The organism is Pantoea endophytica (assembly GCF_002858935.1).
Taxonomy (GTDB): domain Bacteria; phylum Pseudomonadota; class Gammaproteobacteria; order Enterobacterales; family Enterobacteriaceae; genus Pantoea; species Pantoea leporis.
The window spans coordinates 182,941-208,315 of sequence record NZ_PJRT01000005.1 but is presented as its reverse complement, the minus strand read 5'-3'; the positions used below and the strand labels follow the sequence as shown (position 1 = coordinate 208,315).

The window sequence follows — 25,375 nt, the reverse complement described above, 5'->3', positions numbered from 1 at the left end:
ATCTATGTCGATTCGCTTTCCGCTGCAGGCGGATGGATTACTGGATGCGCAGCAAACCGCGCCACGTTTTAAATCGGTTGCCGGAGCCGGCGAGTCGCCGCTGGCTCTCGGCACGGCGGTGCTGAGCAGCGATCAGGTGTTTTCGCCGCTGATGATCATGAAACAGTCGGCGCTGGAGAACAATCTGCGCCAGCTGGCAGACTTCTGCCGCGAAAACGGCGTGATACTGGCCGCGCACGGGAAAACCTCGATGTCGCCTGCCGTTTTGCGCCGCGCGATTAGCGAAGGCGGCGCCTGGGGTTTGGGTGCCGCCACGCCCGCGCAGGTGCGCGCGCTGCGTCAGTTCGGTATCCGCAATGTGTTTCTCGCCAACGAGTTGGTCGATCCGGCGGGTATTCGCTGGATTGCGCAATGGCAGCAGCAGCATCCCGATCATGGCTTCCTGTGCTACGTCGATTCGCTGCAAGGCGTGAAGCTGTTGGCGCAGAACCTCGGCGACAGCCAGATTTCGGTGCTGCTGGAGATGTCTGTCAGCGGCGGCCGCACCGGTTGTCGTTCTCAGCAAGATGCGCTGGCGATTGCCGAAGCGATCGCCGCCTGCCCGGCGCTCAAGCTGGTGGGCGTGGCCGGTTATGAAGGCGCGCTCGGTGCAGGCCGCGATGAAAGCGGCATTCAGCGCGTGAAAGATTACTGCCAGATGATGATCGCTACCGCTGAATTGCTGGCGGAAAAGCAGCTGTTTGCCAGCGATCACATCATCCTCAGCGCCGGTGGCGGCGCCTGGTTTGATGTGGTGACAGCGTGCTTCACCGCGGCGAAACTGCCGCTGCCGATGACGCCGCTGATCCGGTCCGGCGCCTATATGGCGCACGACAGCGGACTCTATGCACGCATCGCGCCCTTTTCTCAGCCGGGCGCAACGCATCATTTTGCTGCCTCGCTGGAGATTTGGGGCCGCGTGTTGTCGCGTCCGGAGCCGGGCCTGGCATTCGTCGATTTTGGCCGCCGCGATGTCCCGTTCGATCAGGATCTGCCCAATCCGCTGTGGATCCGCAACGCCGATGGCAGCGCGCCACGCGCGGCGACGCATTTGCGTATCAGTGATGTGAACGATCAGCATGCTTATCTGTTATTGCCGGAGGATGAGCCGCTGCAGGTAGGCGATTGGGTCGGCTGCGGTATTTCGCATCCTTGTACCGCCTTTGATAAATGGCGCTATCTGCCGCTGGTGGATGATGATTATTGCGTCACAGATTCACTGGAAACAGCGTTTTGATGGGTAATTAGTCGGTGTTCGTAGCGGGGCAATTTATTGCGCGATAAATCGCGCCGCTACGGAATGGTGCATCTGTTGTAGCAACGCAATTTATTACATCAACGCCAACCCAACTCCGGTGCAACGTGGGTCAAAATGCTCTCAATCACGTGCGCACAGTAATCCACGCCTAACTGATTCGGGATAGTCAGCAACAGCGTATCCGCTTCGGCAATCCCTTCGTCCTGCGCCAGCTGTTTGATCAACTGATCCGGCTCGGCGGCATAACTGCGACCAAAGATGGCGCGGGTTTTCTCGTCGAGGAAACCCACCGAATCCCGATCCTGTCCACTGCGACCAAAGTAGGCGCGGTCGGTGTCGTTGGTCAGCGCAAAAATGCTGCGGCTCACCGAAACACGCGGCGTACGCTGATGGCCCGCCGCTTCCCACGCCTGACGATAGGCACGAATCTGCTTCGCCTGCTGCACGTGGAACGGTTCGCCGGTTTCATCATCTTTCAGTGTAGAGCTTTGCAGGTTCATGCCCTGCTGCGCCGCCCAGATAGATGTCGCGTTGGAGCCAGAACCCCACCAGATACGCTCACGCAAACCGGCCGAGAACGGCTCAAGACGTAACAAGCCCGGTGGATTGGGGAACATCGGCTGCGGATTGGGTTTAGCAAAACCTTCACCGCGCAGCACTTCCAACAGTTCATCGGTATGGCGACGGCCCATATCGGCATCGCTCTCACCGTTTTGCGGATCAAAGCCAAAGTAGCGATAGCCTTCGATAACCTGCTCCGGCGAGCCACGGCTCAGGCCGAGCTGCAGACGACCGTTGGAAATCAGATCCGCCGCACCGGCATCTTCCGCCATATACAGCGGGTTTTCGTAGCGCATGTCGATCACGCCGGTACCAATTTCAATCTTTTTGGTGCGCGCACCGACCGCCGCCAACAGCGGGAACGGCGAGCTTAACTGACGCGCAAAGTGGTGCACGCGGAAGTAAGCGCCATCGGCACCCAACTCTTCAGCGGCGACTGCTAAATCAATCGATTGCAGCAGCACGTCCTGCGCCGAACGGGTGGCGGATTGTGATGATGGGGTCCAGTGACCAAAAGATAAGAAGCCAATCTTTTTCATGCTGAAATTCTCCTCGTGAGCCGCGCCGGCTCGAACGTTTCCAATGCAGCAAGGTTACGCCACAGACGAGGTGACTGATAGCCAATAGATTTCGCGCGCTTCATCAACTTTTTTGCATAACTAAGAAAAAGAGATTCTTTGTGTTCATCACGGTGATCAATCATCGTCAAAAGCCTAATCACTGTTTACAGGTTCGGCTTCACCATGAGTAAAGGGACATCCGCCTATCTCAGTGCGCAACAGCGTGACGTGGTGCATCAACTGGCGCGCAGCTGGCTGTGGCGTAGCGAATTGCCAACGTGGCTATTGATGGTGGCGGTGTACGGCGGTTGGTTCGCCAGCGTTGTCTATTGGCGAACGTTGGGGTTAACGCTGAGCACGCTGCTGCTGGTCCTGTTTACCACCTGGTATATGTCGCTGCAGCACGAGTTGATTCACGGCCACCCGACGCGTTTTCCCCGTCTCAACCAGCTGTTCGGCACGCTGCCGCTGGCGGTGTGGTATCCGTATGGCTTATACCGCGACTCGCATCTGGCGCATCACCGCAACCACACGCTGACCGATCCCGATGAAGATCCGGAAACCTACTACCTTTCGCCGGCGCGCTGGGCGCAACTCAAGCCGTGGCAGCAGCAGGTGATTCATCTGCGCAACACCTTTCCCGGACGTTTACTGATCGGTCCGCTGCTGGATATGGGCGCGACCCTCAAAACATTGGTGTATGCCTTTATCCAGCGCGATAAACCAGCGATGGCGATGTGGATTATTCATCTCACCTTACTGAGCGTGCTGTTTTACTGGATGACGCTGCATGGCTTCTCGCCGCTGTGGTTGGTGCTGACGGTGAGTTATCCGGCGCTGATGCTGACCAAAGTACGATCCTTCTACGAGCATCGTGCCGACGAGGAGCCGCTGGCGCGCTCGGTCAATAACGAAGCCGCGTTGCCATGGCGTTTGCTGTTCCTCAATCTCAACTATCATTCTGTACATCACGATCTACCCGGTTTGCCGTGGTACGGATTACGCAAAGTCTATTTGCTGTATCGCGATGGTTATCACCAGCGTAACCACGGTTTTCGCGTCGCCGGTTATGGCGAATGGATAACCCGCTTCTGGCGCAAATCGGTCGAGGTTAATGCCCATCCGGGTACGCAAAAGGATGCACAGGATGCCCACTCTTTCGTTACCGATGTACGACATCAACCATCAGGCGACTCTCGGCCTGACCTCAGCGCTAACAACGCTGCTGCAACAACGCGGCGTGCCAACTGAAGTTAGCTGGCCGCAGGATTTACTGCCGCACTGGCGCGATGACCAGCTGCTGCTGAGCCAAACCTGTGGTTATCCGTTGGTGGAGCTGCTGCCCGATGTGCAGCTGGTTGGCACCTTCCTCTCCAGCGCCCAGGGCTGCGACGGCCAGCGCTATCGCAGCTGGCTGGTAGTGCGCAGCGCAGATGAGAACCTGACGCTGAGCGATTTCCGTGGACGGCGCGCGGTGTGCAACAGCAACGATTCCCACTCCGGTTTCAACTCGCTGCGCTACGTGATTGCGCCGCTGGCGCAGGACGGGAAATTCTTCAGCGCAACCCGCTTCAGCGGCAGCCATCGTCAGTCGCTGGCGGCGTTGCGCGCGGGCGAGGCGGATATCGCGGCGATTGATTGCATCACCTGGGCGCTGCTGCGCCGCAATTTCCCGCAGGAGCTGGCGGGGCTGGAGATCATCGGCGAAACACCGCTGTGCGCCGCGCTGCCGCTGATTACGTCAGCCAAAACCGATGCAGCAACCCTTGAGAAATTGCGCAGTGCGTTGAGCGAACTGACCAGCGATAAGCGTTATCAGGATCTGTTAGCGGAAAGTTTGATTAGTGGATTCAGCGTGAGCGATCGGGCGTTTTATGACGAAGTGCGGGAGTGGAAAGATCGCGCCACCGCGCTGGGCGTGACGGCGTTGTGATGTTCAACATTGCGCGATAAATTGCGCCGCTACGGAATGTGCGGTGATTGATTACCGTACACATAAAGCGCACATATTCGTAGCGGCGCGATTCATCGCGTTCATTTGACCTTTAAGCCACTTCGACCCTGTGCCGCTGCGCCGCAAACTGATTCTCGGGTTCGGGCAAGCCGAGATTTTCACGCAGCGTCTCGCCTTCATACTCTTTGCGATAAATACCCCGCGCCTGCAACAGCGGAATCACCTGCGCCACAAAATCATCAAACGCCGTTGGCGTACCGCCACGCACGATAAAACCGTCGGTTGCGCCCTGCAGGAACCAGTTTGCCAGCCCTTCGGCAACCTGCTGCGCCGTACCCAGGAAAGTCGGACGCGGCGTCGCTTCTTCCAGTGCCGCCTGGCGCAGCGTTAAGCCACGTTCGCGCGCGTTCTGTTTGATCTTGTCGGTGGTGCTGCGGAAGCTGTTGCTGCCCAGCTCGCCAATGTCCGGGAAAGCTTCATCCAGCGCGTACTGGCTGAAATCGTGATGCTCGAAGTAGCGACCAAGATACTCCAGCGCTTTATCGATGGTCACCAGCTCGGCGGTTTGCTGATAGCGGCGCTCGGCATCCTGTTCCGTTTCGCCAATAATCACGCTGATGCCCTGGAACACACGGATATCATCGGCATCGCGCCCGCGTGCCACCAGCCGGCGGCGCACGTCTTCACGAAATTCGCGCGCCTGCTCCAGCGTTTCCTGGCGCGTATAAATGGCATCGGCGGCTTCGGCGGCAAAGGCTTTGCCCGCTTCCGACGCGCCCGCCTGGAACACAATCGGGCGGCCCTGCGGCGAGCGACCGACGTTGAGCGGTCCCTGCACCGAGAAGTAATGTCCTTTATGATTTAGCGTATGCAGCTTGTCGGCGGCGAAGAATTCTCCGCTCTGTTTGTCGCGCACAAAGGCATCGCCTTCCCACGAATCCCACAGCCCTTTCACCACCTGCAAATATTCGCTGGCAACGCGGTAACGCTCGTCGTGTTCTGGATGGGTGCTGCGCGAGAAGTTTTTCGCCGATCCTTCCAGCGGCGAAGTCACCACGTTCCAGCCGACGCGACCGCCGCTCAGATGATCGAGGCTGGCGAACTGGCGCGCCACGGTAAACGGCTCGCTGTAGGAGGTGGAAAGCGTAGCGACCAGACCGATTTTTTGGGTCACCAGCGACAGCGCCGACAGCAAGGTGATCGGCTCAAAACGGTTGAGGAAGTGCGGAATCGACTGCGGCGTGATGTACAAGCCATCGGCGACAAACAGGAAATCGATCTTCGCCTGCTCAGCTTTGCGCGCCAGATCCAGCACGTAATCGATGTTAATGCTGGCATCCGCCACCGCATCGGGATGACGCCATGCCGACATGTTGCCGGATACGCCCTGAATAATCGCGCCCAGCCGCAGCTGGCGTTGTGTCTGACTCATTCTGCTCTCCTTAATATGCGTTCGCGGGCTGCCAGTCAGGAATGACCGGCAGCGCCTGTAACAGTTTTTGCGTCCACGGATGCTGCGGCGCGGCGAACACCTGCTGTAGCGCCCCGCTCTCCACCACTTGTCCGTTCTGCATCACCAGCACGCGATCCGCCAGATGCTGTATCACGCCAAGATCGTGAGAGATAAACAGCAGTGCGGTGCCGTGTTCAGCCTGCATATCGGCCAGCAGATCCAGCACCTGCGCCTGTACCGAAACATCGAGCGCGCTGACCGGTTCATCGGCCACCAGCAGCGCCGGATTCGGTGCAAAAGCGCGCGCAATCGTCACGCGCTGGCGCTGACCGCCGGAAAGCTGTTGCGGATAACGCTGCAGGAAGCGGTCGCCGAGCTGCACTTCATCGAGCAGTTGACGCACCCGCTGACGCCGCGCATCGCCGAAAATCCCGGCACTATCGAGGCTTTCGCCGATAATTTTCTCTACCGTGTAGCGCGGGTCGAATGAGCTGAACGGGTCCTGCGCGATCAGTTGCAGCCGCGCACGCCGGGCGCGGCGCGCTTTCTCCGGCAGACGATCCCAGCGCTCACCTTCCAGCAGGAGGGTGCCGCTGTCCGGTTCGGTTAAGCCCATCACCACTTTCACCAGCGAGGTTTTGCCGGAGCCGGATTCGCCGACCACGCCAAGCGTCTCTCCGGCGTGCAGCGTGAAGTTGATGTCGTTGAGCACCAGGCGATCGCCATAGGCTTTATGCAGGCCGATGCCTTCCAGCAACGGTGCGCTGCTGCATGTCGGGCGCGGCGGCAGCGGCGTCGGCTCAGCCGCGCTCAGGCGCAGACCGCGCGTGGCGGGCGTTGGCACCGCGCGCAGCAGGCGCTGCGTCCAGGCGTGTTGCGGACGATGGAGCAGCGGACCGCTGTTGCCCTGCTCCACCACTTCGCCATCGCGCATCACCAGCACGCGATCCGCCAGTTCCGCCACCACCGCCAAATCGTGGCTGATCAGAAGCAGGCCGTGGCCGTCGCGGCGGCGCTGCGCCAGCAGTTGTAGAATCTGGCGCTGCACCGTCATATCCAGCGCGGTGGTCGGTTCATCGGCGATCAATAAGGTTGGCGTACCGGCCAGCGCGGTAGCAATTAACGCACGCTGGCGCTGGCCGCCCGAGAGCTGATGCGGATAGCGTTCGAGGCGGCTTTCGGCATCGTGAATGCCCGCCGCCTTCAGCAGTGCGAGGCTTTTGTCCTGCAAATTGTTGCGATGACCGGCGGCGCTTAGGGCATCACTCAGCTGCTGACCAATGCGGCGCAGCGGATCGAGCGAAACCAACGCGTCCTGCAACACATAGCCAATGCGGCGACCGCGCAGCGCGCGCCAGTCGCTGCGGCTGGCGTGGCGCATATCGCGACCGTCGATGGTGAAACGGTCAGCGGTTAACACCGCGCCTTCCGGCAGCAGGCCAAGCAGGCTGCGCGCGGTCAGGGTTTTACCGGAACCAGATTCCCCGACCAGCGCCACCGATTCGCCCGCCGCGACCTGCAGGTCAAGGTTTTTCACCACCTGTTGCGGCCCGAAACGGATCGAGAGATTCTGGATATCAATAAACGGCTGGCTCATGCGGATCGTCCTTCAAAACGTGCCTGCCAGTAACGACCCAGCGTATTCACCGCAATCACCGTCAGCGTGATAAACACGCCCGGCCACACGGCGATCCACCATGCGTTACGCAGATAATTGCGTCCTTCCGCCAGCATCAGGCCCCATTCGGCGGTCGGTGGCTGCGGCCCCATGCCGAGGAAACTCAGTCCGGCGGTACCGATAATCGCGGTGCCGAGCCCCAGCGTGGCCAGCGCCGGCACCTGCGCAATGGCGTGCGGCAAAATGTGGCGCGTGATCAGCGTGAATCGTGACAGGCCAAAGGTGCGCGCCTGTTCAACATACCCGGAGGTCATCACGCTGTAGGTTTGTGCCCGCACCACGCGGGCAAAACGCGGCACCGACGCAACGCCGAGCGCGATAATCAGGTTGTTGGTGCCGGGCCCGGTAAAGGCGATCAGCATCAGCGCCAGTAGCAGATCGGGAAAGGCGGAGATCACATCCACCGCACGGCTCAACAGCTCATCAACCACGCCACGCGCCAGCGCCGCCACCAATCCCAGCAAGGTGCCAAACACCACCGCCAGCGCCATCGCCGCCACGCTGATCAGCAGCGAATAGCGGCTGCCGTAGATCACGCGCGTCAGCAGATCGCGCCCCAGCTGATCGGTGCCCAGCCAGTGCTGCGCCGACGGCGGCAGCTGCGCGTTAACCGGATCGGCCAGCAGCGGATCGCTGTGCGCTAGCCATTGCGGCGCGATCACCGCCATAGCCAATACAATGAGAAACAGAATCGCTGCCCACACCGCGGCGGGCAGCGCAACCGGAAGACGTTGCAGCACGGCAATCATGATTTGCTCTCCCCGCGCAGACGCGGATCAATCCACAGCGACAGGATGTCAACCAAGGTGCTCATCACCACATAGATCAGCGCAGAGAGAATGGCTACCGCCAGCACCACCGGCAGATCCTGCGCCAGCACCGCATCGACGGTCAGTTTGCCAAGGCCGGGACGACCAAATACCTGTTCAGTAATCACCGCGCCGCTCAGCAATCCGCCTACCAGCCAGCCGGTTAACGTGACGGCAGGCAGCGCCGCATGACGCAGCGCGTGGCGCAGACGAATAGTGGTTTCCCCCACGCCCCATGCGCGCAGCGTGAGGGTGAATGGCGCATCCAGCGCGCGCTCCAGCTCGCGGCGCAGCAGTTGAGCGATCACCGCGCCCTGCGCCAGACCGAGCGCCAGCGCCGGTAGCACCAGCGACGACAGCGAGCGATCGCCCGCCACCGGGAACCAGCGCAGCGTGAAGCTGAAAATAAACAGCAGCACGATGCCCATCCAGAAAGAGGGCGTGGAGGCCAGCAGCAGCTCGACACCGTTAGCCACGCGGCGACCAATGCGACGATGCGCGGTGCCGACGGCAATCACCACCGCAAAAATAATGCTGACCAGCAGCGCCGCCAGCGTCAGTTTGATGGTGGGCCACAGCTGCGTGGCCAGCAGATGGCTGACTTCAGTGTTGAGCATGTAAGAACGGCCAAAATCGCCGTGCAGCACGCGCCACATATAGTGCAGATATTGCCACCACAGCGGTTCGTTCAGGCCCCATTCGGCGCGGATCGCCGCCTCAATGGCTGGCGTACGCAGCTGCTCACCGATCAGCAGGCTGACGATATCGCCCGGCGCCAGATGCACGCCGAGAAAGGCCAGCGAAACCGCCGCCCACAGCACCAGAACGCCGCCCAGCAGGCGGCTGACGATGCGGCGCGTCAGGTCGCTGCGCCACACCGATGGCCGACGCGCGCGTGGCGTGCGGGTGACAATGCTTTCCAGACTCATCTTCGCCTCCTGATTAGTGGTCGCTGAGCCAGATGTCGTACGCGTTCTCCGGCATCTGTTTAAAACTGCGGAAACCGGCACCGTGCACGTAGCTGGCGGTGGCGATCTGGTCTTCTGGTTCATACAGCGGGATCGCCAGCGCCTGCTGTAGCAGCGCGTATTGCTGCAGCTGGCTGTAGAATTTACGGCGCTGATTAATATCCAGCGTCGCTGCCGCCTGATCGAGCCAGCCGTTGATTTGCGGGCTGTTGACGCGGCTGTAGTTAATCGGCCCGCCAGCTTTCACCGGGCGATAGTGGTTTTCGATATCGATGCCGTCGGTTTCGGTATTCGAGTTAGCAATCGAGCCGAAGTGGCCGGTGTTGCGCACCTCGGTGTAGGTGCCAGAATCGACGTAGCGCAGTTTGATCTCCACGCCGAGACGCTGGCGCGCCTGCGCCTGAATCGCCTGCAGCAGCACATCGCGTTGATCGCGCACCGTTGCCTGCGCCTGAATCACTTCAATGCTCAGGCGCTGGCCGTCTTTGGTGCGGAAACCGTCGCTGTCGCGCGTTTGCCAGCCCGCTTCATCCAGCAGCTGGTTGGCGGCAGCGGGATTGTTACCATACTGACCTTCGAGATCGTTGTTGTAGAGCGGATCGACCGGCGAAGTAATCCCCCACGCGCGAGTGCGTTCGCCGCGATACACCGACTTCAGCAGCGGATCGATATCCAGCCCTTGTAGTAATGCCTGACGCACGTTCACATCCTGCGTCGGGCCGTATTCCATATTAAGGAACAGTGAATATGGCGTGCCGGTATTCAGCGCGTGCTGATAAGTGAAGTCGTGATTGTCTTTGAATTCACCGGCGTCATTGCCGGAAATCCCTTCAATCGCATCCAGCTGCCCGGACAGCAGCGCGCCGGTACGCACTGAGGATTCCGGCAGGAAGCGATAGGTCACGCGTTCCAGATAGGCCGGGCCTTGATGCTTAGCGGTGGCGGGCGCCCAGTTGTAGTGCGGGTTGCGTACCAATGTCACCTGTTGGCCTTTTTCGTAGCTCTCGATAATGAACGGCCCGGTGCCCGCAATCTCTTTGCCACCGGCTTTCAGCTGCGGCGAGTTCCAGCTGGCCGGTGCCAGAATCTGCAATCTGGCGGCGAACGACAGGAACGGCGAATAGCCCTGCTTCAGCGTGATGGTGACGGTGTGATCGTCCGGCGTCGCCACGCTGGCAATTCTCGCGCCCAACGCGCAGATGCTGCTGCCGGCGCAATACTTTGCATCCTGCACATGGCGGAAATTCTCGGCCACCGCGTTGGCATCCAGCTTCTCGCCGTTGGAAAAGGTGACGTCGCGGCGCAGGCTAAAGCGATACGCTTTGCCGTCCGGACTGACCTCATAACTTTCTGCCAGCCAGGGTACGAAACTGCCGTCGGTTCGACGCGCCAGCAGCGATTCCCACACGTTACGCAGCGTCACTTCCGCTTTGGATTGCCCATTTAGCTGCGGGTTAAACGGCACGGGTTCAGTTTCGACGCCGAAGGTGAAGCTGCCGCCGCTGCGCGGTTGCTCAGCGGCAAAAAGAGATGCGCTTCCCAGCAGGCAGGTCACACCCAGCGCGAGAGTGATTGAATTCGCTTTCATAAGATCCTTGGTGGTTGCAGGTGCTTTTTTAGTTATTCAGGCGATTTTGGCGATGGGTTGATCGGCTGGCGGGTTGAATTCCTTTTTCAGAAACACCAGCGCTTCGCCTAATGGATTGGTACGGTGATGGAACGGTTGATAACCGCGACGCAGATAGAGCTCGCTCAGCCATGGATGCTTGATGGCGGTGGCGAGATAGACGCCCGGCGCTTTCAGCGTCTCTTTCAGCAGGGTTTCTTCGGCGTAGGTAATGATGTCGCGGCCGTAGCCCTGCCCTTTGTAATCAGGGTCGACGGCGAACCAGTGGATAAACGGCAGCGACGAAGGCGCATGTTCATCCTGCTGCCACGGAAAACGCACCGTGACGGTTGCCACCGCGCGTTTCCATTTGCGTAGCACCAGCACGGTTTCCTGCTCGATGACGCGGCGCACCTGCTCGACGTTGCCCTGTGAAATGGTGAAATGCACATCCAGCGCCACCAGCGCAGCATAGGCGCGTTGCAATAGCGCAAATATTTCTTCCGCATCGTCGGGCTTGGCAACTTCAATTAGCTGACTCATGGTGACCATTTCCTTATTCAATCCTGCCGAAAGTATTAAAATCCGGCGGATTAAAGTAAACCGAGAATAACGGCAATCGATTTGTTGAATATGGCAATGCAATAATTTAGCGGCAGATGAAACTATTTAATTAATGCACATATCGTAGCGGCACAATTAATTACGCTGTTTTGACTTTTAAAAATCAACTGAGCACGATAAATCGCGCCGCTACGAATATATGCGGTTTTTTTAGTGCTTGCTCACCCACACATCGTAAACGCTTTCTGGCATCTGCTTATAGCTGCGGAAACCGTAGCCGTGCACGTAGCTGGCGGTGGCTAACTGATCTTCCGGTTCGTAGAGCGGCACTGCCAATGCCAGTTGCGGTAATGCGACCTGCTGCAGTTGGCTGTAGAAATCGCGGCGTTTCTTAAGATCCAGCGTGCTGGCGGCTTTATCCAGCAAGCCATTGATCTTCTCATCGTTGACGCGGCTGTAGTTAATTGCGCCGCCCTGAGCGATCGGACGATAGTGGTTTTCGATATCCACGCCATCGGTTGGCGTGTTGGAGTTAGCGATGGTGCCGAACTTACCGCTTTTACGCACATCGGCATAAGTACCAGAATCAACGTAGTTCAGCTTGAGATCCACGCCAAGACGCTGACGCGCCTGCGCCTGAATCGCCTGCAGCAGCACATCGCGCTGGTCGCGCACCGTTGCCTGTGCCTGAATCAGCTCAATGCGCAGACGCTGGCCATCTTTGGTGCGGAAGCCTTCACCATCACGGGTTTTCCAGCCCGCTTCATCCAGCAGCTTGTTGGCCGCATCCGGATTGTTGCCGTATTTGCCCTCTAGCTCTTTGTTGTAAAGCGGATCGATGGGTGACGTGATGCCCCACGCGCGGGTGCGTTCGCCGCGATACACCGACTTCAGCAGCGGATCGATATCCAGCCCTTGTAGTAATGCCTGACGCACTTTCACATCCTGCGTCGGGCCATATTCCACGTTGAGGAACAGAGAATATGGCGTACCGGTGTTCAACGCATGCTGATAGATAAAGTCGGGATTGGCTTTGAACTCACCGGCATCGTTACCGGAAATGCCTTCAATGGCATCAACCTGACCAGATAGCAGCGCGCCGGTGCGCACCGAAGATTCCGGCAGGAAGCGATAGGTCACGCGATCGAGATACGCCGGTCCCTGATGCTGCGCGGTGGCTGGCGCCCAGTTGTATTTTGGATTTTTAACGTAGGTCACCTGCTGGCCTTTCTCATAGCTTTCGAGAATAAACGGCCCGGTGCCCGCCAGATCTTTGCCGCCCGATTTCAGCTGTGGAGATTTCCAGCTGGCCGGCGCCAGAATCTGCAAGCCCGCAGCGAAGGACAGAAACGGTGAGTAGACCTCTTTCAGGGTGATCACCACCGTGTGATCGTCCGGCGTTTCAATCTTCTCAATATGCGAACCCATCAGGCACAAACTGGTGCCGGCGCAGTATTGCGCGACCTGAGTTTGACGGAAGTTATCTGCCACCGCGTTGGCATCAAACTTCTCGCCGTTAGAGAAGGTGACGTCCTGACGCAGATTAAAGCGGATCACTTTACCATCCTGGCTGGCTTCATAACTCTGCGCCAGCCACGGCACAAAGCTGCCATCCGGGCGGCGCGCCAGCAGTGATTCCCAGAAGTTACGCAGCGTGATTTCCGCTTTGTCCTGACCGTTAAGCTGCGGGTTAAAAGTGGTCGGCTCGGTTTCAACACCGACCGTCAGGCTGCCGCCGCTTACCGGTTGGTCGGCGGCTACCGCGTTAATCGTGCTTCCCAGGAGGCTAAAACCTAATGCCAAAGCTATTGAAGTTAATTTCATAGTGTCCTTGGTAATTGCAGGTAAATATTATGTAAGGCCTTAATCTGGCCTGTATTAATTCCCGCTGAATTATTAAAACCCGGACAAATAAATGTAAAACGACAATAGTGGCAATCGATTTGTTGGATTTGGCAATTCACCAGTCAGCGAAAAAGCAGATTATCGTGACAGGCTCGCCGGTAGCTGAGGCACGCCAGTTAAACCGCGCAACCCGTACTCGACCATCGCCATATAGACCGCAAAATAATCCAGCGCCATGTGCATAAAGGAGAGATGCAAAATGAGCGTATTACTGGTTTTATTCAGCGTCAGCAACCCGGCTGCTTCAGCGTCCTGCAGGCAGCGTTTAATGTGCGAGCGCGAAACACCACATTTCACTGACGCTTTCAGGTAGTTGTACTCAATAACAGTGGTTTTTTGTTGCAGACTCTCGATGTACAGATCCATCAACAGCATGTGCCCGGCATCCCTGAAAATGAAGGCTTTACTCTCTGGCACCATATCGAACAAGTAAACATGCTTGAGCGTGATTTCAGCGTATTTTTTGAAGTATTCCGCATGAAAGTTTTCCATTTTCAGGCAAGCCGAAACATCGAAATCGTCGTACAACATACCGTAAGGAATCATCATGGTATTAATTAAAGCCCGCGTTTCATCCAGCGCTTTGCGGGTCACCGTGTAGGTTAATTTTCGTTTATCCTGCGCGTCCTTTTTAACTTCCATACGCCCCCCTACCCGAATAAAGAGCAGAAAGGAATCAATAGTGTTGTCGCTAATCAGACCGGTTTTTTTACAAAAGTCTTTAACATCACGCAGCGTTGGGTTTGCTGAGGTGAAGGCGTACGCCATGATGGCCGAGCCAATAATAAAGCGATTAGCTTTGAAAATGACTTTAAAATAGAGCGGCTTAGTCAGATACAGTCTGAACAACAGTTTGTAATGCTTCTGCATAACTAACGAGATGTTGTCATTTGACTTAATCTCGGCTGCGCGTTGGTGAATTAATGCTGTGAGTTGCTGTTTGCTTTTCATATTGCTGTGTGGTGTGCCTGGTTATCAATTATAAAATTTTTAGAAAATCACTCTCATGCTCCTGGATTTATTTAAATCCTGTTGAGAGGCGGTTGATGATGCTTTATGGAGGTATTATTTCTGAGGTTAATATTTTAAGATTAACATGGGTCTTTTTGCCCTTCTGGGCACGATCTTACCATCAATGGACTATTTTATGTAAAGCTTGATTTATTCTGAGCTGACATGCCCATTTCTAAGCCTGAAAATTGATCTTTGTTTTTACAATTATTTCATTAAATTAGGTCGCGATATTTCCTCATGTATTCCCTTTGTAGCACGGCTTAAAAAAATTAACCACAAAAATGGACAGTGACTTAACAAAGCCCCTATGAGAACTTTCTTAACGCACGGTTATTCCACTTGGTTAAGTGAGACTGGTTTATAGCTAAGCCGATTCACACAGGGAATTTCCGACAGATTTTTGATGGAATTTATAAGGATTTATCATGGACGACTCACCGCATAAGACACTGCGTCACGGCCTTTCAATGGCTATTTTAAGCCATAACACTCTGGTGAAAAAACTCGCTTACCCACTGATTTTAATGGTTTTTATTTCCATGCCAGCGGCATGGGCGAATATGAGTGTCTATCCGATGGAAGTCACCCTAAATAATCAGGGTGCGGCACAGGTGCAGACATTATCGCAAAGCGGTGAAGCGCAGTTTATTCGCGTCAGCATCAAGCGAATTGAGCGCCCTGCAACACCGTTTGAAAAAGAAATATTGGTTGAAGATGCCGTTTCGCCATCGCTTATCGCCACTCCGGATAAATTCGCGCTGGCTTCCGGTTCACAACGCATTATTCGGCTGATTTCATTACAACCGCCAGAAAAAGAGACTGCCTGGCGCGTTTACTTCGAGGCCGTGGCTGCCCCGGATGAATTGAAAGATAAATCGCCGCAGAATAATAACATCAGCAACCAGGTCGGCATCAATTTAGTCTGGGGCGTGCTGGTACATATTCCGCCGCGTAATGCCAGATTATCGCTCACGCAATCAGCATCAGGCGAAGTCAAAAACGCTGGCACGGTTCGCGTAGTGATTCGTGAGGTCGCGGTTTGCTCAAAACAACATAGCAGCAGCAGCTGTCAGTGGAAAAAAGAACACGCCACGGTTTATCCGGATGAGACATTGCGTTTTAAAGCCTGGAGTTCGGCAGAATTAGCCGCTGCCCAGGAAGTCAGAATAAAACATGTTGATCTCAATACGCGGAATATCGCCGAGTACGTTATCGGACACTGATCAACACGTATTAAAGGAATAACAACCTGTTTGTTATAAAGCAGTTCATTACCCATGAGACGGTCATTTACGGCCAGTACAAGGATTTTCACGGAGCTACAAATGCAAAAATTAATCAAACCACTAGTCATCGCTGCTGCGTTAACGGCTGTATTTAATGCACAGGCGGTGCAGAAAGATATTACGGTGAATGCGAATGTTGATTCGACGGTGGATATGACGCAGGCGGACGGAACCGCATTACCCGGCACCATTAATATGCAATATATTCCGGGCCGTGGTTTATCTACCTATTCTCTGGACACCAAAATCTGGTCGAACTCGCAAACTGCCAATATCAACGTTGCGCTGGTGAGTGCCGCTCAGCTTAACAATACCGTTACCGGTACAGCGGTACCTTTGACCGTCACGCTGGGTGCGGATTTAAAACCGATCACCACCACGAACACGGCCCTGACTTACGCCTCGCTGTTCCCGGCGGGCACCGCAAACGGTTCGTCAGTATTGCCACTGAAAATTTCGCAGACCACGCCGGGCGTGCTGGCAACCGGCACCTATTCCGGCGTTGTGAGCCTGTTAATTACGCAGGCCACCACGCAGAGCTAATTTGTCGGCATTGACTGATCAATTATTTCGGGGGCCGCTCGGCCCCCTTATTATTCTTTTTCAGCAGGATGCTGTAATGAAGGTCAATATTCACGTCGCTTTAATAGCCTCTTTCATTACCCTGATCCCTTCTCTTGCTCCTCGTGCTGCCACGCAGGTTCCGCCTGGTTTTGAATCGCTGGTCACCGGCCAGACGCTGTGGGTCAACCTTTCTGTTTACGGGCAATCGCTTGGCTTGTTTAAAGCTTCTGTTTCGCTGGATAGCGTCAGGTTCTTGAAACCGCATCAGGTTGCGCGGGCGGTGATGCAGCATTATCAAAAGGATCCGCAGCAGGAAAAGCGCTTAGACCATCTCATCAGTGAACCTTTAGCACGCAACGGTAATAAGGCATGCAGCAGCAACGGCGGCGCAGCGGGCTGTGACTATCTGGAGACCGATTCCCTCGCGCTGATCTATGACGAAAATAATGCCAAAGTGGCGCTGTTTCTCGGCCCGGAATTTGTGCCGCTTGCGGCTGACAACTCATCGCCCTATTACCAGCAGACCGCCGAAACGGAAGCGGCGTTTATTCATCAGCAGAATATTAACTTCGTCACCAACCGCGATGACCAGACGTTATCGCTGCAGGGGGCGGGCGCGCTAGGATTCACTGAAAACAGCTATGCCGGAATTGACTGGGACTATCTGGCGCAAAAATACCGGCAGCAAAGTCATCAGGAAGTGCGTTTTAACAACGTGTTTCTGCGCCGCGATCTCGGCAAGCGCTATTATGTGCTGGCCGGACGCATGGATTCGCGCGATATCTTCAGCAACGCCGGCGGCAACATTACCTTAAGCCAACTGCCGCTCAGCACCATCGAAGGTGCGCGCGTCGGTTCGACGCTCGCCTGGATGAACCGCGCACAGGCGGCGCAAGGCACGCCGGTCACTGTCTTTGTTACGCGCCCGTCGCGTATTGATGCTTATCGCGGGCAGCAACTGCTTGGCACCTTTTACCTCAATGCCGGCACGCAAAATCTTGATACCAGCGCCTTTCCCAATGGTAGCTACAGCGTGACGCTACGTATCTATGAAGATAATCAGTTGTCGCGTACCCAACAGGTTCCTTTTAGCCGCACCGGTAATGCCACCAGCCAGAACATTGAATGGTTTGTGCAAGGCGGCTCCATTCCCGATCGCGAGATGCAGGGCAACGGCGCTGCATCGCAATCGGGTGCCGATCGCCGTGTGATGCAGGCGGGCATCAAAGTGCCTGTGATGCAAGACGCTGCGCTGACCGGCGGTGTCGCCGTGACCAACCGCAACCGCTTTATCGAAAGCGCACTCGACTGGAGCCACGGATTTGATAATCCGCTGCTCGACGGCATCCTCACCACCCGCTTTAGCTACCTGAAAGGCAGCGAAGGTTCGCGCGGCAATATCCAGCAGGTCGCTTATAACGACGGATTCTCCCTCAGTTTCTACCGCAGCGCCCTGTATGCGCAGGATTGCTACAGCAACAACGGTGGGCAATACGGTTTTAGCGGGTGCTACCAGAGCAGCAGCCTAATGTTCAGCGTGCCGGTGAAAAGCTGGTATCTGAATGCCGGTTACAGCGCCAGCAAAAACGAGGGCCGCAATGTGCTTCCGGTGCAGTGGGATGATAACGCCGTCGTGCCGCAGTGGACGCGCCGCAACATCTACAGTAAAACGCAGACCACCACCTGGCAGGCTGGCCTGGGGCGCGGCTTCAGCGTCAACGGACTCAATATTAATACCAGCGCCAATCTCTTCACCCGCACCAGCAGCAGCGGAACTCAGCGCGACAACGGTGGCTTCCTCTCCGTCTCACTCTCGCGCGTCAGCACGCCAACCATCAATTCACGTTCGAGCTACAGTTCGCTCGGCATGACCTACCAAACCGATCGCAACAACAAGGATCAGGTTGGCTATAACGTGGCGCAAAACTGGTATTTCGATGCGCAGAATCAGCAGGAGATCGGCGTGAACCTTAACGGTAATCAGGAAAATACTTTGAATGCTTCCGTTTACGGCAAAACTGCGGGCGAATACGGCAGCGGCAGCCTGGCATTCAGCTCTGCGTCGTCCGGTTCATCCGCTCAGCGCTTCAGCAGCAGCGGCAGCTACAACTCCTCATTGGCGGTAGCGCGTTCCGGCCTCTATTGGGGCAAATGGGGCAACGGCCTGCCCGGGGCGGCGGTGGGCGTGCATGTGGCAAGCAGCGATGAAAGCCGCGACACACGCGTGGATGTCTCCGTTGATGGCGCGGGCAGCGCCAGCCTGCATGGCACCGGCCGCACTTTATTCAGCGTACCGGCTTACACCCAGAGCGCGATCAGCATCAACGATTCCATCGAATCCACCGACGGTATGCGCAGTGAAATCACCCAGGGTGCCGGACGACGCACGCTGTTTATCGCGCCGGGCCGCATGCTGGTGAGCAAAGTGAATATTGTTTCGCGCTACACCTGGCTTGGCAGGCTGATGATCAACCAACAGCTTCCACTGGAAGGCGCCACGCCGCTGAATGTCGCCAGCTGGTCCGGTTTAGGCCAGGGCGGATTCAGCGCTGAGACCGATCACCGCATAAAAAATCTGTACATGGTGCGCGGCATGCAGATGTACCGCTGTGAAATGAAGGTGAAAAGCACCCATGACGTAGTGCGCTATGTCGGCGACAGCGACTGCAAACCCATCGAGCTGGCTTCAGTGCCGCAGGATGTGCAGCAACGAGCAAAAATGCTGATTGTCACCCGCCAGGCGGATGAGGTTCCGCTGGCGCGTACCACGTCGTCTTCGCCGGAACAACAATAGGGATTTTAAATGAAAAGTAGAGTTATTCGCGCGTTGACGCTATTGGCCCTCGTCGCGGGCATGCAGGTGCAGGCCGCCATGCTCACGCCTTCAGGGCGCAATACCAACGTTGCCGTAACCTTTGACCGCATGTCAGTACCGGCGCAATTGCCGATCTGGACCAATGAAAATGGCGGTTACGATACCAATGACGCACCAAAATGGGGCCGCAATACGCTGGTTTGCCAGTCGCGCACCAGCAATCAATATGGTGCCTGCCTGACATTACCTGTCTGGCTTGAAGCGTCGCCGTCACCCTACCCCGTTCCACTGTTGTTTACCGAAAGCAGCACCAAACAGACGTTGGTACTGAATGTCTATCTCACCAAAAGACGCTCGCTGAATAATGTGGTGGTGGCGACCAATCTGGTACCAATGAATGCGTTTGGCGGTGCCGTCACGCCGCGTGGCGATGGCACCGATTATTCGGCCTATCTTCCCTCTTCCGAGCTGAGTAAATTCCCGTCGGCGGGCACCTGGAGCGCAACGCTGAAAATGTCGCTGATGCAGTGGCCAGTGACGTCCTGCACCGGAAATTCGCAAAACGTAAACGTGGGTTGTACCAACGTGACGAAAATGGGTGACTGGATCGCCAACATGACCTTTAAGGTGACAGATTACGGCAACCAGCAGATCTATCTGCCGGAGTTCGGCAATGCAGCCGCCACTGTGGATCTCGGTTTAAAAACCTTCCCCGGTGGGCGCGCCACTACCACCGTTAGCGGCAGCCGTTCGCTGGATATGTGCCTGTACGACGGCAATAATTCTGACAGCAACCGGGTTAGCCTGTTGTTTCAGGACGAAGGTGCAGCCGCGCCCGGCCGGGGAACGGGGTTGTTTTCGCTATATCGCACAGGCGCGGATAAAACTCTGGCGCAAAATCGCCTCGATTATGCGATTGAAGTAATCAACCCGCTGACCAAAGCGCGCCAGGTGGTTGAGAACGGCAGTGAAGTTATCTGGAGCGGCACCAACAGAGGTGTGTTGCGACGGGTGGTGTTACCGGGACAGAGCAATTCCGTGCTGTGCGTTCCTGCGCCGATGCAGCTTGTTACACCCGCCTTCACGTTATCGTCAAAAACAGCGGGCCGTTATCAGGGGACGTTGAGAATTATTTATACCCCGACGACGCAATAATGGCGCGGGCGGTGATGTCATAAAAACTGCAATTACCGAGCGCACACACTGTAGCGGCGCAATTTATTGCGCGATAAATCGCGCCGCTACGGAATGTGCGATGATTAGACGCAGTTATCAAATTATCGACATTATGCATTAGATTAGTGATTTAAAAATTATTGGTGAAACGCTGATAGAGGTGCAGGCTGTTTTTCAGATTGAGTTTTTTAACGATTTTATTCTGATGGCTATAGAGCGTTTTTTTATTTATCCCGGTTATTTTCGCCACATCTTCAATCGATTCATAAATGAATAAGCATCGCAGAAAGTTAAACTCTTTCCTGGTTAAATGATTATTTAATCCGGGAGCCGTCATTAGCTGGTCGCTTTTGTGCTGGCACAGCATCATTGCCAGCTTAGTACTAATGGTACCGGTTGAAGATTTTTTATCGATAAAACAATCGGCTGCGATGGCATGGCTGCTATAGTTAATCTTGTTTTTCACTGAATCTGAAAAGAAAATCAGCGTCGCGTTCAAGGTGATTTTTAGTCTGGTCAGATAATCTATCTGAGCCAGCGCCGCGCGGAAGTTTTCTGGCAGATCAAAAATAATGATTGGCGAAAGAGTGGCGGTTTTTTCCCTGTCACGCATCAGCGCCTTCATTTCTCGAAGCGTATTACAGCACGTGATATTTGAATGTTCCAGCAGCGCAATTAAGCCCTGCTGGTGATAGCAAGACTGATCCAGATAAATGACATCCATGATTAATTTCCGATAAATATCCCTGATTCTGCGAATACTATCGGCTTCCTGGCGGAAATTAACTGTCCATTTTTGGTGCTAAATGACTCACGCGATCGACAGGTCGATTTAAAAGTAGGCCGGGTACAAAGTGTTACCTCTGTGCCCGGTCTGATTTCACACTAAAGCTTAGGCGCGCGCGGCGATGATGCTCTCAGCCACGTTGCGGGGTGCTTCCGCATAGTGCGCAAACTCCATGCTGTAAGTGGCGCGGCCTTGCGACATCGATCGTAGCGTGGTGGCGTAGCCAAACATCTCGGACAGCGGCACTTCGGCGCGAATAATGCGTGCACCAAAGCGTTCATCCATGCCTTGCAGCGTACCGCGCCGCGCCGATAAATCGCCCATCACGCCACCGGCATACTCTTCCGGCGTTTCCACTTCCACCTGCATCAGCGGTTCGAGGATCACCGGATCGGCCAGTTTCGCGGCGGCTTTGAAACCAAAGATCGCCGCCATACGGAATGCCATTTCCGATGAATCGACATCGTGGTACGAACCAAACGTCAGCGTGGCTTTGATGTCCACCACCGGATAACCAGCCAGCACGCCGCTGTTCAGCGCTTCACGAATCCCCTTCTCCACCGAAGGAATGAACTCGCGCGGCACCACGCCGCCTTTGGTGGCGTCTTCAAAGGCAAATCCGGCCCCCGCCTGCTGCGGTTCCAGCGTCAGCACCACATGGCCGTACTGACCTTTACCGCCAGACTGGCGCACAAACTTACCTTCCACCTCGCGCACCGTTTTGCGGATGGTTTCGCGATAGGTAACCTGCGGCCGACCTATGTTGGCTTCCACGCCAAACTCGCGCTTCATGCGATCCACGATAATCTCCAGATGCAGCTCGCCCATGCCGGAAATAATCGTCTGGCCCGATTCCTCATCGGTGTGCAGACGGAACGACGGATCTTCGGCCGCCAGCCGCTGCAGCGCCAGGCCCATTTTCTCCTGATCGCTCTTGGTTTTCGGCTCAATCGACAGCGAAATCACCGGATCGGGAAACGCCATTCGCTCCAGCGTGATCACCGCATGGGGATCGCACAGCGTTTCGCCGGTGGTGACCTCTTTCATACCCACGCAGGCGGCGATATCGCCGGCACGAATCTCTTCGATCTCAATACGGTCATTGGCCTGCATCTGGACGATGCGACCGATACGCTCTTTGCGCCCTTTCACCGCGTTCCACACGCTGTCGCCTTTACGCAGCACGCCGGAATAGACGCGCACAAAAGTCAGCTGGCCCACGTAAGGATCGCTCATCAGCTTGAACGCCAGCGCCGAGAACGGTTCGCTGTCATCCGCATGACGTTCATCGTGTTCGCCCTGCTCGTTGACGCCGCTCACCGCCGGTACGTCGAGCGGCGAAGGCATCAGCTCAATCACCGCGTCGAGCATGCGCTGCACGCCTTTGTTTTTGAACGCGCTGCCGCACAGCATCGGCTGGATTTCACCGAGCAAGGTGCGCTGACGCAATCCGGCAACCACCTCCTCTTTACTGAGATCGCCCTGCTCCAGATAGCGATCCATCAGTGCTTCGCTGGCTTCTGCCGCCGCTGCCACCATGTTCTCGCGCCACTCAGCAGCGAGTGCCTGCAACTCAGCAGGAATCGGCGCATAACTGAAACTCATGCCCTGGCTGGCGTCGTCCCAGTAAATAGCGCGCATTTTGTTGAGATCGACCACGCCGCTAAAGTGCTCTTCCGCGCCGATGGGAATGACAATCGGCACCGGATTGGCGTGCAGGCGATCTTTCATCATCTGCACTACGCGGAAGAAGTCCGCGCCTTGACGGTCCATTTTATTGACGAAGGCGATGCGCGGCACATGATATTTGTTGGCCTGGCGCCACACGGTTTCAGACTGCGGCTGCACGCCGCCAACCGCGTCATACACCATCACCGCGCCATCAAGTACGCGCATTGAGCGCTCAACTTCAATGGTGAAATCGACGTGTCCGGGCGTATCGATGATGTTGATACGGTGCGGCGTAAAGCTGCCGTCCATGCCTGGCCAGAAGCAGCTCACCGCCGCCGAGGTAATGGTGATCCCACGCTCCTGCTCCTGCGCCATCCAGTCAGTGGTTGCCGCGCCATCGTGCACTTCACCTAACTTATGGCTCATTCCGGTGTAAAACAGGATGCGCTCGGTGGTGGTGGTTTTACCGGCATCGATGTGCGCGGAGATGCCAATGTTGCGATAACGTTCGATGGGGAGGGTTCGGGGCATGATGCGTCCTTAGTCATTCGACTCGTTCTGCGGCGCGCACCATTGCCCGCCGCTGCGCAACAGCCTAAACCTATTGTACGAGTAAATACGAACAGTTTGAGCCTTTTTTTTGAGCTTTACTGTTCTAAACCTATAGATTCAAGTGGGGATATACATTTATTAGCATTTTTATTTGAATCGATATCAATTAAATGACAAGGGTAGAGTTCATCCAAACTACTCAACAATCTATTATAATTCTTTGTGTCACTATCATTTCTTGTCTCTTTTGAAATACACATGATTACTTGCTTGTTAATTTTTGAGGAGTATTTTAAAAGAGAAATCATACTTTCTAAATTCATTGCATGTTGTCCGGGCTCATCAAACACAACAAATCCTGGATGATTTTTGGAGATCTTAAGTAAAGTTAAATAAAATGCCCATTGTACTCTAATAAAATCACTTGCAGAAGAACTAAGGCGAACGTTTTGTACATCACCTTTAATCTCTACTACTGGCAGTAACCTTGAAGGAGATTTATTCTTGATTGTTATATTTTCAACTTCATTGCTAGTGTAGTAAAAATAATCTTTATAAAGTAATCTTTTCATCTCCTCTTTGAAAACGTTTATTTTAATGTTATCACTTTTATCGGAAATTTTAAGTTCATCTTTTTTATCATTAATTTCATCTAATTCAATTAAAAGACACTTTAGGTCTGATTTTATTTTTTCAAAATCTTTCTTTATCTTCAAATGATTTTTAATATCATTTTCAATAGAGATTGTTTTATACACATTAAGTCTTACAAGTGAATGGTCAACTGAGTTCACATCTTTCATAATATATTTAAGTTCATCTTTTTTATCGGCAATCTTAGAACTTATAAATTCGTTTATACCTTCGAAATCCTCAATAAGTTTATTGTATTTAACAAAATATGATTCGTACAAATTTCTTTGCGACTTCAAAAACACTAATGATTCTTTAAGATCAATTTTAGAATCAGCTATATTCAATCTTTGATCTAATGCAAGTTCATTATCGCATAGTGGACAATTTTCAATATTTTCAGACAATGAGTAGAAATCCTCCAATTTTATAGCACTATCGATTCTCTGAATTTCTATATTTATTTTTTGCAATGAATCTTTATACGAAATAAATTTCAACTTTTCATTTGCTATTTCCTTATTGATAATCCCTAATTGCCTATTAAATTGAGATAGCTCATACCTCACTCTGCCAACATTTTTTTTAACTTCAGAAGATAATTCATGAGAAGTTATATTTTTTGACTCCACCACTAAGACATTTTTCTCTTCTATTAACTTTTCAATATAAGAATCTAATGATAAAGCATCATCACTAACTGCCTGTCTCAGTTTCGCTGAAAATATTTTTCTTAAAGTATTAGATGATATATCCGGATCAATACCCCTAATTATTAGACCATTTGAATTACATATTTTTTCAATGTTAGAATAGCGATCAACCCACTCTTGCTTAACTTTTGTTTCTTTTTGCTTTAGCACGTCGTATTGGAATTCATTTTTCAAACTCTCAAGGTCAAGAAGAAATTCCACAAGTTTCTGCTTGGAATCTTTAATCCCAAAATTAGGCATTTGTGCAAAGAAATCAGACCAACCTTTAGTTTGTTCAATTAATGCGCATGGAAAAATATTCTGTAAGTAAATTGTTTTTACGATGCCATTATCTATATCTTCAACTTTTGGGAGTACAATTCCAATAAATTCGCACAACCACTTATAAAATCCCTCGTCACGTTCATGATCTCCTTGAGAGTGCAAATAAAAGCTTTTTTTAATTCCACTTTCTGTAATTATTATTTTATTCTTAGATTCATCATCAAATGATTTTATATATCTTTTTAAAGTCGCCTTTCTATCCAAATTTTTTATAGTAAGTTCAGTAGTAGATTGCAGAACTTCATATGACCGGCCAGAAAACTCAAATTTCTTTTGTAAACTTAGATCTAAAACGGAAGCCCTATTACCGCCTAATAATTGCTCCATACCCAGGCAATAATAAATACTTGAGATAATTGTCGATTTACCACTTGAATTGTGACCCGATATAATATTCAATCCTGATTTGAAATTCACATCAAAACCAAATTGTCTTATATCATTTTTAACGTCTAATCTCGCACTGACCTTTACTATTTCCATTT

19 protein-coding genes are annotated in these 25,375 nt (G+C 54.0%); 7 read left to right on the top strand and 12 right to left on the bottom strand.

Annotated elements, in window-relative coordinates:
- Positions 1 to 4: 4 nt before the first annotated feature.
- Positions 5 to 1,276 (top strand): alanine racemase, encoded by a 1,272-nt coding sequence (locus tag PZBJ_RS03425; protein ID WP_101761200.1) that lies wholly within the window; start codon positions 5 to 7, stop codon positions 1,274 to 1,276.
- Between the two features lie 98 nt (positions 1,277 to 1,374).
- Here the strand turns inward: PZBJ_RS03425 and PZBJ_RS03420 are convergent, their stop codons facing one another.
- Positions 1,375 to 2,397 (bottom strand): LLM class flavin-dependent oxidoreductase, encoded by a 1,023-nt coding sequence (locus PZBJ_RS03420; protein WP_101761199.1) that lies wholly within the window; start codon positions 2,395 to 2,397, stop codon positions 1,375 to 1,377.
- Between the two features lie 204 nt (positions 2,398 to 2,601).
- Here PZBJ_RS03420 and PZBJ_RS03415 point away from each other — a divergent pair, with 204 nt between their 5' ends.
- On the top strand, positions 2,602 to 3,669 hold the full coding sequence (locus tag PZBJ_RS03415; protein ID WP_101761198.1) for a fatty acid desaturase: 1,068 nt from the start codon (positions 2,602 to 2,604) through the stop codon (positions 3,667 to 3,669).
- On the top strand, positions 3,566 to 4,351 hold the full coding sequence (locus PZBJ_RS03410) for a phosphate/phosphite/phosphonate ABC transporter substrate-binding protein (RefSeq protein ID WP_420818493.1): 786 nt from the start codon (positions 3,566 to 3,568) through the stop codon (positions 4,349 to 4,351). The genes PZBJ_RS03415 and PZBJ_RS03410 overlap by 104 nt, the downstream gene beginning before the upstream one ends.
- A 112-nt stretch (positions 4,352 to 4,463) precedes the next feature.
- On the opposite strand, the gene PZBJ_RS03405 is transcribed toward PZBJ_RS03410, so the two are convergent.
- From PZBJ_RS03405 to PZBJ_RS03370, 8 genes are all read right to left on the bottom strand, one after another.
- The gene (locus PZBJ_RS03405; RefSeq protein ID WP_101761196.1) at positions 4,464 to 5,804 is read right to left on the bottom strand and encodes an LLM class flavin-dependent oxidoreductase; all 1,341 of its coding nucleotides are present in this window, start codon (positions 5,802 to 5,804) and stop codon (positions 4,464 to 4,466) included.
- Between the two features lie 10 nt (positions 5,805 to 5,814).
- Positions 5,815 to 7,422, bottom strand: a complete 1,608-nt coding sequence (locus PZBJ_RS03400) for a dipeptide ABC transporter ATP-binding protein (RefSeq protein ID WP_101761195.1) — start codon at positions 7,420 to 7,422, stop codon at positions 5,815 to 5,817.
- Positions 7,419 to 8,252, bottom strand: coding sequence for an ABC transporter permease (locus PZBJ_RS03395; protein WP_101761194.1), 834 nt, complete (start codon positions 8,250 to 8,252; stop codon positions 7,419 to 7,421). Before PZBJ_RS03395 ends, PZBJ_RS03400 begins: the two co-directional genes overlap by 4 nt.
- Positions 8,249 to 9,241 carry an ABC transporter permease gene (locus PZBJ_RS03390; protein ID WP_061717675.1) on the bottom strand — a complete coding sequence of 331 codons (993 nt, stop codon included), beginning with the start codon at positions 9,239 to 9,241 and terminating at the stop codon, positions 8,249 to 8,251. Before PZBJ_RS03390 ends, PZBJ_RS03395 begins: the two co-directional genes overlap by 4 nt.
- Before the next feature lie 13 nt (positions 9,242 to 9,254).
- Positions 9,255 to 10,868 carry an ABC transporter substrate-binding protein gene (locus PZBJ_RS03385; RefSeq protein ID WP_101761193.1) on the bottom strand — a complete coding sequence of 538 codons (1,614 nt, stop codon included), beginning with the start codon at positions 10,866 to 10,868 and terminating at the stop codon, positions 9,255 to 9,257.
- 36 nt (positions 10,869 to 10,904) lie between these two features.
- Complete coding sequence (locus PZBJ_RS03380; protein WP_101761768.1) at positions 10,905 to 11,429, bottom strand: GNAT family N-acetyltransferase; 525 nt, start codon at positions 11,427 to 11,429, stop codon at positions 10,905 to 10,907.
- Positions 11,430 to 11,660: 231 nt separating this feature from the next.
- The gene (locus PZBJ_RS03375) at positions 11,661 to 13,274 is read right to left on the bottom strand and encodes an ABC transporter substrate-binding protein (RefSeq protein WP_101761192.1); all 1,614 of its coding nucleotides are present in this window, start codon (positions 13,272 to 13,274) and stop codon (positions 11,661 to 11,663) included.
- 159 nt (positions 13,275 to 13,433) lie between these two features.
- On the bottom strand, positions 13,434 to 14,306 hold the full coding sequence (locus tag PZBJ_RS03370; protein WP_101761191.1) for a hypothetical protein: 873 nt from the start codon (positions 14,304 to 14,306) through the stop codon (positions 13,434 to 13,436).
- Positions 14,307 to 14,794: 488 nt separating this feature from the next.
- On the opposite strand from PZBJ_RS03370, the gene PZBJ_RS03365 reads away from it, so the two are divergent.
- From PZBJ_RS03365 to PZBJ_RS03350, 4 genes are all read left to right on the top strand, one after another.
- On the top strand, positions 14,795 to 15,592 hold the full coding sequence (locus PZBJ_RS03365; protein WP_101761190.1) for a fimbrial protein: 798 nt from the start codon (positions 14,795 to 14,797) through the stop codon (positions 15,590 to 15,592).
- Between the two features lie 102 nt (positions 15,593 to 15,694).
- Positions 15,695 to 16,198: a CS1 type fimbrial major subunit gene (locus PZBJ_RS03360; protein WP_101761189.1), complete on the top strand. Its 504-nt coding sequence runs from the start codon at positions 15,695 to 15,697 to the stop codon at positions 16,196 to 16,198.
- Positions 16,199 to 16,274: 76 nt separating this feature from the next.
- Positions 16,275 to 19,013, top strand: a complete 2,739-nt coding sequence (locus PZBJ_RS03355; protein ID WP_101761188.1) for a TcfC E-set like domain-containing protein — start codon at positions 16,275 to 16,277, stop codon at positions 19,011 to 19,013.
- A 9-nt stretch (positions 19,014 to 19,022) separates the two neighbouring features.
- On the top strand, positions 19,023 to 20,189 hold the full coding sequence (locus PZBJ_RS03350; protein WP_101761187.1) for a CblD like pilus biogenesis initiator family protein: 1,167 nt from the start codon (positions 19,023 to 19,025) through the stop codon (positions 20,187 to 20,189).
- A gap of 151 nt (positions 20,190 to 20,340) precedes the next feature.
- Here the strand turns inward: PZBJ_RS03350 and PZBJ_RS03345 are convergent, their stop codons facing one another.
- The 3 genes from PZBJ_RS03345 to PZBJ_RS03335 all read right to left on the bottom strand — a co-directional run bounded on the left by PZBJ_RS03345 (position 20,341) and on the right by PZBJ_RS03335 (position 25,373).
- Positions 20,341 to 20,934: a LuxR C-terminal-related transcriptional regulator gene (locus tag PZBJ_RS03345; protein ID WP_101761186.1), complete on the bottom strand. Its 594-nt coding sequence runs from the start codon at positions 20,932 to 20,934 to the stop codon at positions 20,341 to 20,343.
- 168 nt (positions 20,935 to 21,102) lie between these two features.
- Positions 21,103 to 23,199, bottom strand: a complete 2,097-nt coding sequence (gene fusA / locus PZBJ_RS03340; protein ID WP_101761185.1) for an elongation factor G — start codon at positions 23,197 to 23,199, stop codon at positions 21,103 to 21,105.
- A 116-nt stretch (positions 23,200 to 23,315) separates the two neighbouring features.
- A complete protein-coding gene (locus tag PZBJ_RS03335; RefSeq protein WP_101761184.1) occupies positions 23,316 to 25,373 on the bottom strand; it encodes a hypothetical protein in 2,058 nt (685 codons plus the stop codon).
- Between the last annotated feature and the right edge of the window lie 2 nt (positions 25,374 to 25,375).

What these genes read in the sequence shown, in the direction of transcription:
- PZBJ_RS03425 (WP_101761200.1), top strand. Translation starts at nt 5, where the DNA reads ATGTCGATTCGCTTTCCGCTGCAGGCGGATGGATTACTGGATGCGCAG.
- PZBJ_RS03420 (WP_101761199.1), bottom strand. Translation starts at nt 2,397, where the DNA reads ATGAAAAAGATTGGCTTCTTATCTTTTGGTCACTGGACCCCATCATCA.
- PZBJ_RS03415 (WP_101761198.1), top strand. Translation starts at nt 2,602, where the DNA reads ATGAGTAAAGGGACATCCGCCTATCTCAGTGCGCAACAGCGTGACGTG.
- PZBJ_RS03410 (WP_420818493.1), top strand. Translation starts at nt 3,566, where the DNA reads ATGCCCACTCTTTCGTTACCGATGTACGACATCAACCATCAGGCGACT.
- PZBJ_RS03405 (WP_101761196.1), bottom strand. Translation starts at nt 5,804, where the DNA reads ATGAGTCAGACACAACGCCAGCTGCGGCTGGGCGCGATTATTCAGGGC.
- PZBJ_RS03400 (WP_101761195.1), bottom strand. Translation starts at nt 7,422, where the DNA reads ATGAGCCAGCCGTTTATTGATATCCAGAATCTCTCGATCCGTTTCGGG.
- PZBJ_RS03395 (WP_101761194.1), bottom strand. Translation starts at nt 8,252, where the DNA reads ATGATTGCCGTGCTGCAACGTCTTCCGGTTGCGCTGCCCGCCGCGGTG.
- PZBJ_RS03390 (WP_061717675.1), bottom strand. Translation starts at nt 9,241, where the DNA reads ATGAGTCTGGAAAGCATTGTCACCCGCACGCCACGCGCGCGTCGGCCA.
- PZBJ_RS03385 (WP_101761193.1), bottom strand. Translation starts at nt 10,868, where the DNA reads ATGAAAGCGAATTCAATCACTCTCGCGCTGGGTGTGACCTGCCTGCTG.
- PZBJ_RS03380 (WP_101761768.1), bottom strand. Translation starts at nt 11,429, where the DNA reads ATGAGTCAGCTAATTGAAGTTGCCAAGCCCGACGATGCGGAAGAAATA.
- PZBJ_RS03375 (WP_101761192.1), bottom strand. Translation starts at nt 13,274, where the DNA reads ATGAAATTAACTTCAATAGCTTTGGCATTAGGTTTTAGCCTCCTGGGA.
- PZBJ_RS03370 (WP_101761191.1), bottom strand. Translation starts at nt 14,306, where the DNA reads ATGAAAAGCAAACAGCAACTCACAGCATTAATTCACCAACGCGCAGCC.
- PZBJ_RS03365 (WP_101761190.1), top strand. Translation starts at nt 14,795, where the DNA reads ATGGACGACTCACCGCATAAGACACTGCGTCACGGCCTTTCAATGGCT.
- PZBJ_RS03360 (WP_101761189.1), top strand. Translation starts at nt 15,695, where the DNA reads ATGCAAAAATTAATCAAACCACTAGTCATCGCTGCTGCGTTAACGGCT.
- PZBJ_RS03355 (WP_101761188.1), top strand. Translation starts at nt 16,275, where the DNA reads ATGAAGGTCAATATTCACGTCGCTTTAATAGCCTCTTTCATTACCCTG.
- PZBJ_RS03350 (WP_101761187.1), top strand. Translation starts at nt 19,023, where the DNA reads ATGAAAAGTAGAGTTATTCGCGCGTTGACGCTATTGGCCCTCGTCGCG.
- PZBJ_RS03345 (WP_101761186.1), bottom strand. Translation starts at nt 20,934, where the DNA reads ATGGATGTCATTTATCTGGATCAGTCTTGCTATCACCAGCAGGGCTTA.
- fusA (WP_101761185.1), bottom strand. Translation starts at nt 23,199, where the DNA reads ATGCCCCGAACCCTCCCCATCGAACGTTATCGCAACATTGGCATCTCC.
- PZBJ_RS03335 (WP_101761184.1), bottom strand. Translation starts at nt 25,373, where the DNA reads ATGGAAATAGTAAAGGTCAGTGCGAGATTAGACGTTAAAAATGATATA.